12 protein-coding genes are annotated in these 12,543 nt (G+C 72.8%); 6 read left to right on the forward strand and 6 right to left on the reverse strand.

Annotated elements, in window-relative coordinates; all coding sequences use genetic code 11:
• Window positions 1–13: 13 nt before the first annotated feature.
• The 3 genes from ACFVWY_RS15135 to ACFVWY_RS15145 form a co-directional block, all read right to left on the reverse strand.
• Window positions 14–721 carry a DsbA family oxidoreductase gene (locus ACFVWY_RS15135; protein ID WP_389871674.1) on the reverse strand — a complete coding sequence of 236 codons (708 nt, stop codon included), beginning with the start codon at window positions 719–721 and terminating at the stop codon, window positions 14–16.
• Between the two features lie 91 nt (window positions 722–812).
• Window positions 813–1,313: a hypothetical protein gene (locus tag ACFVWY_RS15140; RefSeq protein ID WP_389871677.1), complete on the reverse strand. Its 501-nt coding sequence runs from the start codon at window positions 1,311–1,313 to the stop codon at window positions 813–815.
• Window positions 1,310–2,833 carry an aldehyde dehydrogenase (NADP(+)) gene (locus ACFVWY_RS15145; protein WP_389871680.1) on the reverse strand — a complete coding sequence of 508 codons (1,524 nt, stop codon included), beginning with the start codon at window positions 2,831–2,833 and terminating at the stop codon, window positions 1,310–1,312. Before ACFVWY_RS15145 ends, ACFVWY_RS15140 begins: the two co-directional genes overlap by 4 nt.
• A 170-nt stretch (window positions 2,834–3,003) precedes the next feature.
• Between ACFVWY_RS15145 and ACFVWY_RS15150 the strand changes: the two genes are divergently transcribed.
• The 3 genes from ACFVWY_RS15150 to ACFVWY_RS15160 all read left to right on the forward strand — a co-directional run bounded on the left by ACFVWY_RS15150 (window position 3,004) and on the right by ACFVWY_RS15160 (window position 5,828).
• A complete protein-coding gene (locus ACFVWY_RS15150) occupies window positions 3,004–3,774 on the forward strand; it encodes an IclR family transcriptional regulator (RefSeq protein ID WP_389871683.1) in 771 nt (256 codons plus the stop codon).
• Between the two features lie 4 nt (window positions 3,775–3,778).
• On the forward strand, window positions 3,779–4,252 hold the full coding sequence (locus ACFVWY_RS15155; RefSeq protein ID WP_389871686.1) for a GNAT family N-acetyltransferase: 474 nt from the start codon (window positions 3,779–3,781) through the stop codon (window positions 4,250–4,252).
• 124 nt (window positions 4,253–4,376) lie between these two features.
• Complete coding sequence (locus tag ACFVWY_RS15160; protein ID WP_389871689.1) at window positions 4,377–5,828, forward strand: peptidoglycan D,D-transpeptidase FtsI family protein; 1,452 nt, start codon at window positions 4,377–4,379, stop codon at window positions 5,826–5,828.
• Between the two features lie 125 nt (window positions 5,829–5,953).
• Here ACFVWY_RS15160 and ACFVWY_RS15165 read toward each other — a convergent pair whose 3' ends face one another.
• Both ACFVWY_RS15165 and ACFVWY_RS15170 read right to left on the reverse strand, forming a co-directional pair.
• Entirely contained in the window at window positions 5,954–7,132 is a 1,179-nt protein-coding gene (locus ACFVWY_RS15165; protein ID WP_389871692.1) for a hypothetical protein, read from the reverse strand.
• A complete protein-coding gene (locus ACFVWY_RS15170) occupies window positions 7,129–8,103 on the reverse strand; it encodes a 5-dehydro-4-deoxyglucarate dehydratase (protein WP_389871695.1) in 975 nt (324 codons plus the stop codon). The genes ACFVWY_RS15165 and ACFVWY_RS15170 overlap by 4 nt, the downstream gene beginning before the upstream one ends.
• Before the next feature lie 278 nt (window positions 8,104–8,381).
• On the opposite strand from ACFVWY_RS15170, the gene ACFVWY_RS15175 reads away from it, so the two are divergent.
• The 3 genes from ACFVWY_RS15175 (at window position 8,382) to ACFVWY_RS15185 (ending at window position 10,819) form a co-directional block, all read left to right on the forward strand.
• Entirely contained in the window at window positions 8,382–9,191 is an 810-nt protein-coding gene (locus ACFVWY_RS15175; protein ID WP_389871697.1) for an NAD-dependent epimerase/dehydratase family protein, read from the forward strand.
• Window positions 9,192–9,274: 83 nt separating this feature from the next.
• The gene (locus ACFVWY_RS15180; protein WP_389871699.1) at window positions 9,275–9,493 is read left to right on the forward strand and encodes a hypothetical protein; all 219 of its coding nucleotides are present in this window, start codon (window positions 9,275–9,277) and stop codon (window positions 9,491–9,493) included.
• Window positions 9,494–9,589: 96 nt separating this feature from the next.
• Window positions 9,590–10,819 (forward strand): TerD family protein, encoded by a 1,230-nt coding sequence (locus ACFVWY_RS15185; RefSeq protein ID WP_389871701.1) that lies wholly within the window; start codon window positions 9,590–9,592, stop codon window positions 10,817–10,819.
• A gap of 89 nt (window positions 10,820–10,908) precedes the next feature.
• Here the strand turns inward: ACFVWY_RS15185 and ACFVWY_RS15190 are convergent, their stop codons facing one another.
• Window positions 10,909–12,387, reverse strand: a complete 1,479-nt coding sequence (locus ACFVWY_RS15190; protein ID WP_389871704.1) for an alkaline phosphatase PhoX — start codon at window positions 12,385–12,387, stop codon at window positions 10,909–10,911.
• Window positions 12,388–12,543 lie beyond the last annotated feature (156 nt).

A 12,543-nucleotide genomic window follows, 5' to 3' on the forward strand; every position in this document is an offset into this window, starting at 1 on the left:
CCGCCTCAGGAGCTCAGGCGCGCGGGACCTCGCAGCTGCCGTCGGCGTCGCAGGCCGCCGCGTCCCCGCCGATCGCGGTGAGCGGACGGTCCTTCCACGCCTGCTCCAGCGCCTGGGCGAAGACCTCGGCGGGCTGGCCGCCGGAGATGCCGTAGCGCCGGCCGAGCACGAAGAACGGCACCCCGTTCGCGCCCAGCTCGGACGCCTCCTGCTCGTCGGCCCGCACCTCGGCCGCGTACGCCTCCGGGTCGGCGAGCACGGCACGGGCCTCGGCGGCGTCGAGCCCGGCCTCGGCGGCGAGATCGACGAGCACCTCGTCGTCGTAGACGGACCGCTCCTCGGCGAAGTTCGCCCGGTAGGCGAGGTTCAGCAGTTCGTCCTGGCGGCCGCGGGCCTTGGCCAGGTGGAGCAGCCGGTGGATGTCGAAGGTGCTGCCGTGGTCGCGGCCCTCGGTGAGGTAGCCGAGTCCTTCGGCGCGGGCGTTGGCGGCGACGTTCGCCTCCATGCTCCGCGCCTCCTCCGGGGTGCGGCCGTACTTCTCCGCCAGCACGTCGATCACCTGCGCGGTGTCGCCCTTGGCCCGCCCGGGGTCGAGCTCGAAGGACCGGTGGACGACCTCGACCTCGTCACGGTGGGCGAACCCGGCCAGCCCCTTCTCGAAGCGGGCCTTCCCGATGTAGCACCAGGGGCAGGCGATGTCGCTCCAGATCTCGACGCGCATGTCTCTTCTTCTCTCCGTGTTCCTCGCCATCGCGGACCGGGCCGCACGGAGCCACCCTCCGCTCCCGGACACAACACAGGACCGGAGGCCGTCATTCCCCGTCGTCGAGTTCGGTGATCGGCCGGTCCGCGACCACGGCCACCAGGATCATCGGGGCGTCGCCGTCGCTCTGGTTGAGGGAGACCGCGATCCACCGCCCGTCGACCGGACCCCACACCGCCAGGTCGCCCAGGCAGTCCGCGTCGCAGAGCGCCTGGTACAGCGGCGGCAGGGGTTCGCCCGCCGTGTCCCGGAAGATCGGCACCCGCATGCCCGCCGGGCGGTGGGCGCCCCATCGGCGGTCCAGCTCCTGGACGAGCCCGGCGAGACGGGCCGAGGCCGCGGCCTCGGCGGCCGCCCACTCGGGCCCGTACACACCCACCAGGTCGGCGCTCCGCCAGAGGGGCACGATCCGGAAGCCCTCGCCCGCCGTCGCGCTCCACTCGCCGGTGTCCGGCTCCCCCTCGGCGACCGTCGGACCGGCGGCCGGGAGGGGTGCGGTGAGCAGGGCCTCGATGCCGGACAGCGTCCGGGCGGGCGAGGGGGGTGTCACGACCGCGGGCGCCCGTCGACCCGGCGGGGCAGGCCCAGGGGGTTGTCCTCACGGAGTTCCGGCGGGAGCAGGGCCTCGGGGGTCGTCTGGTACGTGACCGGGCGCAGCCAGCGCTCGATGGCCGTGGCGCCGACCGAGGTGGAGGTGGAGGTGGAGGCCGGGTAGGGGCCGCCGTGGTGCTGGGCGGGGGCGACGGCGACGCCGGTGGGCCAGCCGTTGACGAGGACCCGGCCGGCCAGCGGGGTGAGGGCCGCGAGGAACGCGGGGGCGTCCGGGTCGGCGGAGCCGGTGGCGGTCTGGAGCGTGGCGGTGAGGTTGCCGGGGAGGCGGGAGAGCACGGCGGCGATCTCGTCCCCGGAGGTGTAGCGGGCGACGACGGCGACCGGGCCGAAGCACTCCTCCAGCAGTTCGTCGTGCGGGCCCTCGGCGGCCAGCAGCCCGGCCGGCACGGTGAGGAAGCCGGGCGCGACGGTGTGCTCGCCGCCCGCGCCGGGGGTGACCGGGGCCTCGACGCCGGGGAGTCCGGCCCGGGTCCGTACGCCCGCCACGAAGGCGTCGCGCATCCGGTGGTCGAGCAGGACCGCGGCCTCGGTGTCGCTGACCGCGTCGGTCAGGGTCTTCAGCAGCCGGTCGCCGGTCGCGCCCGCCGGGACCAGGACGAAGCCGGGCTTGGTGCAGAACTGGCCCGCGCCCAGGGTCATCGAGCCCGCCAGTCCGGCACCGATCTCCTCGGCACGCTCGGCGGCGGCCGCCTCGGTGACGACGACGGGGTTGAGGGAGCCCAGTTCGCCGTGAAAGGGGATGGGGCGGGGGCGGGCCGCCGCCGCGTCGTACAGCGCCCGGCCGCCGCGTACCGAGCCGGTGAACCCGGCCGCGGCGACGAGCGGGTGACGGATCAGCTCGACCCCGGCCTCGAAGCCGTGCACCAGGACCAGCACGTCCTCGGGCAGGCCGACGCGGGCGGCCGCCCGGCGCAGCACGGAGGCGCACAGCTCGGAGGTGGCGGGGTGGTCCGGGTGCGCCTTGACGACGACCGGGCAGCCGGCCGCCAGCGCGCTCGCGGTATCGCCGCCGGGCACGGAGAAGGCGAGCGGGAAGTTGCTGGCCGCGTAGACGGCGACGACGCCCAGCGGGATCTTGTAACGGCGCAGGTCGGGCCAGGGCGGAGTGCGCTCGGCGTCCGCGTGGTCGATGTGGATGTCGAGGAAGGCGCCCTCGTCGACGACCTCCGCGAAGGCCCTCAGCTGGGCGGCGGTGCGCGCGAGTTCGCCGGTGAGCCGGGCCGGGCCGAGCGCGGTCTCCGCGTCGGCGGCCTCGATGACGTGCTCCCCGGCCTCGGTGAGCAGGTCGGCCGCGGTGCGCAGGAAGGCGGCCCGCAGGGTGCGGTCGGCGAGCGATTCCCGTACCGCGTGGGCGGCCCGGACCGCGCGGTCGACCTCCTGCGCCGTGGCCTCCACCGCGACCTGCTCCCGCGGGTTCCCGGTGCGGGGGTCGACGCTCCAGACTGATGCTGCTGCCACCGTGGTTCCTTCCGCTCACTGCCACACATCAGAGATTGTTCGGTATTCTGAACAGAGTTCTGAATCGTGAATGTGATGTGACTCTATTTCCGGGCGCTCGCTGTTGGCAAGAAGTCCCCGGTTCAAGAAGTCTCAGGGTTTCACCAGTGGGCTGGAAGGGGTGCAGGGCGATGTCGGTTGCCGAATCCGGTGGGGCACAGGTCAAGTCCGCCGTACGGACGGTGGAACTGCTCGAATACTTCGCGGGGCGGCCCGGCATGCACTCGCTCGCCACCGTGCAGGAGGCCGTCGGCTACCCGAAGTCGAGCCTGTACATGCTGCTGCGCACCCTGGTGGAGCTGGGCTGGGTGGAGACCGACGCGACGGGCACACGGTACGGGATCGGCGTACGGGCCCTGCTGGTCGGCACCTCGTACATCGACGGTGACGAGGTGGTCGCGGCCTCCCGGCCGACCCTGGACCGGCTCTCCGACGACACGGCGGAGACCATCCACCTGGCCCGGCTCGACGGAACGAGCGTGGTGTACCTCGCGACCCGCCAGTCCCAGCACTATCTGCGCCCGTTCACCCGCGTCGGCCGGCGGCTGCCCGCCCACTCGACCTCGCTCGGCAAGGCGCTGCTGGCCACCCACAGCGACGAGCAGGTCCGCAAGCTGCTCCCCGAGACGCTGCCCGCGCTGACCGAGCACACCATCACCGACCGCGAGAAGCTCATCGAGGAGCTGCACGCCGTCCGCGAGCAGGGGTACGCGGTGGACCGTGAGGAGAACACCCTCGGTCTGCGCTGCTTCGGCGTCGCCGTCCCGTACCGCACTCCCGCCCGGGACGCGATCAGCTGCTCGGTCCCGGTCGCCCGGCTCACTCCCGCGCACGAGCAGATGGTGAAGGACGCGCTGTTCGACGCCCGCGACCGCCTCGCCCTCGCCACCCGGAGGCTCTGACACCATGCCGATCATCCTGCGCGAGGTCCAGGACGGTGACCTGCCGCTGTTCTTCGCGTTCATGTCCGACCCGGAATCGACCCGTACGGCCGCCTTCACCAGTGCGGACCCCGGCGACCGGGAGGCGTTCGACGCCCACTGGCGGCACATCCTGGCCGACCGCTCGATCGTCCTGCGCACGGTGGTCGAGGACGGCACGGTGGCCGGCAACGCCGGGGTGTACGGGCCGCCCGGCGACCGGCAGGTCACCTACTGGATCGACCGGGCACGCTGGGGCCGCGGGCTCGCCACGGCCGCGCTGTCGGCCCTGCTCGACGCCGTACCCGAACGCCCGCTGCACGCACGGGCGGCGGCCGACAACACCGGCTCGCGCCGGGTCCTGGAGAAGTGCGGCTTCACCGTCACCGGCACGGACAGCGGCTTCGCGCACGCCCGCGGCGAGGAGACCGACGAGCTGCTGTTCACCCTGCCCGGCTGACGGAAAGCGGAGGCCGTACACCGCGGCCTCCGCCGTCCCCGTCCGTCCGGCGCCTCATGAGAAACCGGTGAGAACCGCCTCATTCAGGAACGGTGCCCGACGCCCCGCTCGTCCTTCCGGTGGGATGAACAGAACCATCAGACGAACCTCGGTCTTCTGCCTGCTGCTGGTCCTCGCCCTGCTGCTGCGGGCGACCTGGTTGCAGGCCTACCAGGCAGAGGCGCTCGCGGACAACGACCACAACCGGCGGAACACCATCGCGCAGTACGCGCAGCCGCTCGGTGACATCATCGTGGCCGGAAGCCCGGTCACCGGATCGAAGAGGACGACGGGCAGCGACCTCGCGTACAAACGCACCTACACCCAGGGCGAGCTCTACGCCGCCGTCACCGGCTACGGCTCGCAGGCGTACGGGTCCACCCAGCTCGAAGGGATCTACAGCCATGTGCTGGACGGCACCGACGACCGGCTGAAGAACCCGCTGGGCGCGCTGACCCGCGAACAGGCGGCACCGGGCAACGTCCTGACGACGATCGACCCCGACGTGCAGAAGGCGGCGTACGAGGCGCTCGGCGACGACAAGGGCGCGGCGGTCGCGATCGATCCGAGGACCGGCCGGATCCTGGCCATGGTCTCCACGCCCTCCTACGACCCGTCGACGATCAGCGGGACGGCGGACGGCGCGGACTGGAAGAAGCTGCTGAACGATCCGGACAAGCCGATGGTCAACCGGGCGCTGCGGCAGCCGCTGGCCCCCGGCTCCACGTTCAAGCTGGTGGTGGCCGCCGCCGCGCTGGAGGACGGGCTGTACGGATCGGTCGACGAGCGCACCGACAGCCCCAACCCGTACACGCTGCCCGGCACCAGCACGGTCCTGCGCAACGAGAACGCCTCGGCGCCCTGCGAGAACGCGACGCTGCGCACCGCGCTCCGGTACTCCTGCAACAACGTCTTCGCGAAGGCCGCCGTCGACCTCGGCCAGGACAAGGTCCGGACGATGGCGGAGAAGTTCGGCTTCAACGCGGAGAAGCTGGACGTGCCGGTACGGGCGTCCACGAGCGTCTACCCGACCGGCATGGACCGGCCGCAGACCGCGCTCACCGGCATCGGCCAGTTCGAGGTGACCGCGACGCCGCTGCAGATGGCCATGGTCCCGGCCGCCCTCGCCAACGGCGGCGAGCTGGCCGCGCCGCACATGGTGTCCTCGGTGACCGATGCCGAGGGCGACACGCTCCAGGAGTTCCCGGACGGGGACACCGAGCGGGTCGTCTCGGCGTCCACCGCCGAGCAGCTGCGCAGCGCCATGGTGACCGTCGTCGAGGAGGGCACCGGCACCAACGCCCGGATCGCCGGGGCCGAGGTCGGCGGCAAGACGGGTACCGCGCAGAACGGCGTGGGCAACAGCAAGACCCCTTACGCCTGGTTCACCTCCTACGCGAAGGACCAGTCCAGCGGGCAGGAGGTCGCGGTCGCCGTGGTCGTCGAGGACTCGGGCGCGGCACGCTCGGAGGTCAGCGGCAACGGCCTGGCCGCGCCGATCGCCCAGAAGATGATGAAGGCGGCGCTGGCGGGCTGAACGCGGACGGCACCGGCAGCACGGTGACGGCCGGCGCGACGGACCGGGCCGGAGACGGGCCGGGGGGGGAGGCGTTGCCGGGCCGGTGGGGGTGGCTTATCGGCGCCCCCACCGGCCCGGCTCCTTCATCGCCGGAGCCGTGCCAGTGCTCCGGCGACGGCCGTGAGGTCCGGGCCGGACGCCAGTCCGGCGTGGTAGAGGCGCAGCTGGTTCGCCCCGAGCGAGGCGGCGTGCGCGGCGTCCCGCTCCAGGGTGGCGGGGCTGCCGCCCATCCCGGTGACCACGGAGAAGTTGGCCGCGAGCACCCCCTCACGGCCGGTGAACGGGCCGAGCACCGCCTCGCGCGCCGCGTCGCCGCCGGTGCAGGGCAGCACCACACCGTCCGCCACGGACAGGATGCGGGCCGGGTCGACGCCGGTGTTCGCGCCGGTGCGGTGGGGCTCGGGGTCGGCGTGCAACAGCACCTGGAAGCCGGGAGACGCCGCCGCCCGCACCGCGGCGACCGCGTCCTCCTGGAGGGTACGGGCCATCTCGCCGCGCCACCTGAGGGTGGCGGCGGCGAGATCGGCGCCGAGGAGCCGTTCGATGCCCGTGCGCCCGGCCGCCGTGGAGCCGGTACCGGCCCAGACCGGTTCCAGCGCGGCGCGCACGGCCACGGCCAGGGCGTCGGCGTCCAGGCCGTGGCCGGCGTAACCGGCACGGCACACGGAGCAGAAGCAGAGCGACATCAGGTACTGCGCCGCGTCGCCGAGCCCGACGCCCGCGGTCTTGTCGTGGGCGTGCAGATGCGCGAAGCCGTACCAGCCGCAGGACTCCAGCTCGGTGCCGCGCGCACCCTCGCGCGTCGCGGCCTCGGCGGCCAGGTCGGTCAGGTAGGCGCGGACCTCGGGCCGGGCCACGCACGGCGCCCAGGGGTAGCGGTCACCGTACGCGTTGACCACGGAGGTGTCCGGGTGTTCGGCGCCCATCCGGGAGTTGTGCGCCAGCACCACCCAGGTGTGCACCTCCAGACCGGCGCCGGTGAGGGCCTCGGCAGCCTCGGCGAACGGGTCGTCCGAGTCCACCCAGGACTGCTCGTGGGGGCGCAGCGCGCGCCCCGCCCAGCGGTCGGCGTCCGGCGGGTAGAGCACTGCGGCGTACTCGGCGGTGACGATGCGCCGGTCGGGGTGACGGGGAGTCAGCGCCCGGGTGGAGTGGTAGGCGGCGGCGAGCGTCACCTGCTGGATCCCGAGGGCGGCGAGGCGGTGGGCGGCGTCCGGGTCGCCGACGACGTCCCAGGGGTAGAGGAAGGCCGAGGTCCTCACCCGCGGCTCTCCTGGCCGAGCTGCTCCAGCCCGTACTGTTCCAGCACGGCCCGGCCGCGCGCGAGGATCGCGGTCAGCTCCTGGATGTGGGCGGCGGACGGCTCGGTGAGCGGGGGGCGGACCGGGCCGACGTCCAGTCCGCCGAGCCGGACCCCGGCCTTGACGAGCGCGACGGCGTAACCGCGGCCCTTGGCGCGCAGTTCCACCAGCGGCCGGTAGAAGTGGTCGAGGAGTTCGCCGGTCAGGGCGTCGTCGCCGCTCTCCAGAGCCCCGTAGAAGGCGAGCGCGATGTCGGGCGCGAAGGCGAAGACGGCGGAGGAGTAGAGCGTGATGCCGATGCCCCGGTAGGCGGGTCCGGTGAGTTCGGCGGTGGGCAGCCCGTTGAAGTACAGGAAGTCCGCGCCGGGCCGTTCGGTGCGGACGGCGCTCACGGTGCGCTGCATCAGGTCGAGGTCGCCGTAGCCGTCCTTGAGGCCGATGATGCCGGGCGTCCCGGCGAGGGCGACGACGGTTTCGGGGGTGAAGACGGCGTTGTCGCGCTGGTAGACGATCGTCTCCAGGGAGGTGGCCGCGGCGAGCGCGGTGTAGTGGGCCAGCAGCCCCTCCTGGCTGGCGACGACGAGGTACGGAGGCATGGCGAGGAGCCCGTCCGCGCCTGCCTCCTCGGCGGCCTTCGCGTACTGGACCGCGAGCGCCGTGCCGTATCCGGCCCCGGCGACGACGGGCACCTCCCCCGCGGTCTCCTCGACGGCCGCGGCGACGACCCGGCGGAACTCCTCCGGCGCGAGCGCGTGGAACTCACCGGTGCCGCAGCAGGCGAAGACGGCCGCCGCACCCGCGTCGACGCCGGTGCGCACATGGGCGCGGAAGGCGTCGAGATCGATGTCGCCATCGGGTCCGTACGCGGTGACGGGGAAGAAGAGCGGCCCGGCGACGCGGGCGAGGCGGGCGGCGAGAGGTGCTGAGGTCACTGGCGCTCCCTGAGCGTGCAGGCGTACACAATTCTGACTGGTGTCCATATTCATGAACGACTGCACGCTAAGCCAGCGTGCCCGCGCGGGTCAAGGAGCGGAACGCCGCACGATCGCCGAAGCGGGTCACGGACACGTCGGCTCAGGGGCGCGGCGCGACGCGATCGCGGCGCCACTTGACGCGGCGCACCGGCGCTTCCTAGCGTGTCCACACATATGAATGCCGTCCACGCATTTGACGTCCGCCCCGATGGCGTCCAGGCCGAGGAGATTCGCGCATGCCCGCTCCCCGCACCGTCCTGCTGACCGGCGCCGCCGGCGGTCTCGGCACCCTGATGCGCGGGCTGCTGCCCGGGTACGGCTACACGCTCCGGCTCTTCGACGCCGCTCCCGTCGAGGGCGAGCCGGACGCGATCACCGCCGACCTCGCCGACCGGGAGGCGCTGCGCGAGGCCGTCCGGGGGGTCGACGCGGTCATCCACCTCGCGGGCATCTCCCTGGAGTCCTCCTTCGACAAGATCCTCCGGGCCAACGTCGAGGGCACGTACCACCTCTACGAGGCCGCGCGGGAGGAGGGCGTACGGCGCGTCGTGTTCGCCTCCTCCAACCACGTCATCGGCCACACGCCCCGGCCGCTGCCCGGCGACCCGCCGGTCCGCACCGACGCCCCGCGCCGCCCCGACACCTTCTACGGGCTGTCCAAGTCCTTCGGCGAGGACCTCGCCCAGCTGTACTGGGACCGGCACGGCCTGGAGACCGTCTCGGTACGGATCGGCTCCTGCTACCCCGAGCCGACCTCGGTGCGGATGCTGTCGCTCTGGCTGAGCCCGGCGGACGGTGCCCGGCTCTTCCACGCCGCGCTCAGCGCGAAGGACGTACGGCACACCGTCGTCCACGGCTCCTCCGCCAACACCCGGCTGTGGTGGGACCTGACGTCGGCCCGCGCGCTGGGGTACGAGCCGCAGGACGACTCGGAGCCGTACGCGGCCCGGCTCGTCGCCGAGCAGGGCGAGCTGGACCCGGACAACCCCGACCACACCCGCCTCGGCGGCCACTTCTGCACCCGCCCGCCGCTCTGGCCACGCTGACCACCACCCCGCCCCGCCGCCGGGCCCGCCGTCGCCGAAATCCGCACGACAGGCCCTCCGTGCGGCGGGCAGGATGCGGGGCCATGCCGAGACCTTCCGGATTCCTGTACGAGCAGCACGGCGACGCGAGCGTCACCCTCACCCATCACGGCCGCAGCGCGGGCACCCTGCGCGGCGACCGGGCGGCGAGGTTCCTGGCCGAGGTGGAATCGGGGGACGCGCAGCTGGTGATGGCCCGCTGGACGGGGGCGTACAAGCACGGCAACGAGCGCGCCGCCCGCAGCCATCCCCGCAACCGCTGACGGGCGGTACGGGCGAGAAGTCCGGGAAGGCCAGGAAGTCCGGGACGTCTGCGAAGGTAAGGGAACGGCAAAGCAATGTCGTTCGTTACCCCGAGCATGACCGCAATGACCCCCGGCTCGAACATCCCTCTCTCCGCGGCCCGCGTGGCCGTGGACGTCGCCGCTCCGGTGCGGCTCGACGTCTCGGGCCTGCTGCTCACCGCCGACGGCAAGGTCCGCTCCGACGACGACTTCATCTTCTACAACCAGCCCAACGGCCCCGGCGTGACCTACCGCTCCGGCGGCGGCACCACGCCGGACTCGATCGTGGTGGACACCGCCGCGGTCCCGCCCGGCATCGAGAAGATCGTCGTCACGGCCAGCCCGGACGCGGCGGGCCAGACCTTCCAGGGCATCGAGCCCACCGCGACGGTGCGCAACGCCGACGACAGCAGCGTGCTCGCCACCTTCACCCCGCCGCGGCTGGGCGCCGAGACGGCACTCGTGGTCATCGAGGTCTACCGCCGCAACGGCGTCTGGAAGGCCCGTGCCGTCGGCCAGGGGTACGCAAACGGCCTGGCGGGCATCGCCACGGACTTCGGGGTCACGGTCGAGGAGGAGCCCGCCGCCACCGCGCCTCCGGTGCCCGTGGCACCCCCGGCACCCGCTGTGGCTCCGGTGGACCCCCGGGTCGCCGCTCCCCCGGTCCCCGCCGCTCCCCCGGCCCCCGCCGCTCCCCCGGCCCCGCCCGCCGCCCCGCCCGGCGGCGGCAAGATCAACCTCGACAAGGGCCGGGTCAGCCTCCAGAAGAACCAGACGGTCTCCCTGGTCAAGGGCGGCCGCCCGCTGCTGTCCCAGGTCAAGATGGGCCTCGGCTGGGAGCCCGCGTTCCGGGGCAAGGACATCGACCTCGACGCCTCCGTGATCGCCTTCGGGCCCAACCGCAATCACCTGGACAGCTGCTACTTCGGCAAGCTCTCCATCCTGAAGGGTGCGGTCAAGCACTCCGGCGACAACCTCACGGGCGAGGGCGCGGGCGACGACGAGGTGATCGTCGTGGACCTCGGAAGGCTCCCCGCGGAGGCGACCGGCCTGGTCTTCACGGTCAACTCGTTCACCGGCCAGAAGTTCACCGAGGTCGCCAAGGCCTACTGCCGGCTGATCGACGCGGCCACCGGCGAGGAACTGGTCCGCTTCGACCTGACGGGCGCCGAGCCGCAGACCGGCGTGATGATGGCCAAGCTGATCAGGCAGTTCTCCGGCGAGTGGGAGATGACGGCGATGGGCGACTTCGTGAAGTCGCGCACCGTCCGCGGCATGGTGAAGCCCGCCGCCCAGGCCCTGTAGCCAGGAACGGCGGGCTCATCCACCGGACGCCGAACGGGGCCTCGCCGCTGCGCTGATGAGCGGCGAGGCCCCGTGGGGCGGACGGGGTCCTACTTCTGCGGCTGGCGCTTCCACGGGCCGGTGATGGCGACCATGATGCCCGGCGTCTGGATGTTGGCGAACAGCGTCCGCCCGTCGGGCGAGAAGGTGACTCCGGTGAACTCGCTGTACTCCGGCTCCTCCTCGCTGCCGATGTTCAGCTCGTTGCGGGCGATCGGGTAGGTGCGGCCGCTCTCGGTCGCGCCGAAGAGGTGCTGGACGCCTTCGCCGTCCTCAGAGATGACCAGACCACCGTACGGCGAGACGGTGATGTTGTCGGGGCCGTCGAAGGCGCCGTCCTTCGACGGGTCGGGGTTCACCCCGAGCAGCACCTTCAGGGTCAGGGTGCGGCGCTTGGGGTCGTAGAACCAGACCTGGCCGTCGTGCTGGACGGGGCTCTCGGCGCGGGCGAACGAGGAGACGATGTAGGCACCGCCGTCACCCCACCACATGCCTTCGAGCTTGCGGGCGCGGGTGACCTCACCGGCGGCGAACTGCTTGCGCACCGAGACGGACCTGGCGTCGCGGTCGGGCACGTCGACCCAGTCCACCCCGTAGACCGTGCCGATCCTGGTGGCGCGGGACAGGTCGTCGACGAACGCGCCGTTGCGGTCGAAGCACTTGGTGGCCTGGAGGACCCCGGCGTCATCGGCCAGCGTGCGCAGCTTGCCCCGGCCGTGCCGGAAGCCGTGCGGCGGAACCCAGCGGTAGAGCAGCCCGTTGGGGCCGGAGGCGTCCTCGGTCAGATAGGCGTGGCCGAGCTTGGGGTCGATGACGACGGCCTCGTGGGCATACCGGCCGAAGGCCTTGACGGGGTGCGGGTCACGGTTGGCGTGCCGGTCGTAGGGGTCGACCTCGAAGACGTAGCCGTGGTCCTTGAGCAGACCGTTCTTGCCCGCCTTGTCCTCGGTCTCCTCGCAGGTCAGCCAGGTGCCCCACGGGGTGACGCCACCGGCGCAGTTGGTGGACGTACCGGCGATGCCGACCCACTCGGCGGTACGGCCGTCGCGGCGGGTCTCCACGACGGTGCAGCCACCGGCCGCGACCGGGTCGTAGACGAGTCCCTCGGTGAGCGGCACCGGGTGCTCCCAGCCGGCGCGGGTGCCGCTGAGCTCGTGGTTGTTGACGAGCAGGGTGACACCGCGCGGGCCCTCGAAGGCGGCCGTGCCGTCGTGGTTGGAGGGGGTGAACTCGCCGGACTCCAGCTTGGTGACCCCGCAGTGCGTGATGACCCGGTACGAGAAGCCCTTGGGGAGCGCGAGGAGACCCTTGGGGTCGGAAAGCAGCGGACCATAGCCGGGCTCACGGCCGTGGCCATGACCGTGGTCGTGGCCGTCGTGGTGCTCGCCCTGGCCGTTCTGGCCGTGCTTCGGCTCGCCCGCGGCCAGCGCGCCCGGCGCGGTGGCCAGCGCCGCGACGGTGCCGGTCAGTGCGATACCGGCACCGGTGAGGGCGGACTGCTTGGTGAATTCCCTGCGCGTGAAGGGCATCACGTAACTCCTGGGACGACGTGGGCGGGTTGTTGCCGCGCCCACCTTCGCGCCCCCACGCCAACACCAGTTGAACCGCGGGCGACGCCCCGGGGCATCCTTCCTGTGCACTTGGCCGGATTACATGTCTGAAATCCACCCTCACCCGGCCGTGCG

Origin of the sequence: Streptomyces sp. NPDC058195, from assembly GCF_042883525.1 — a bacterium.
In the GTDB taxonomy this organism is placed as follows: Bacteria; Actinomycetota; Actinomycetes; order Streptomycetales; family Streptomycetaceae; genus Streptomyces.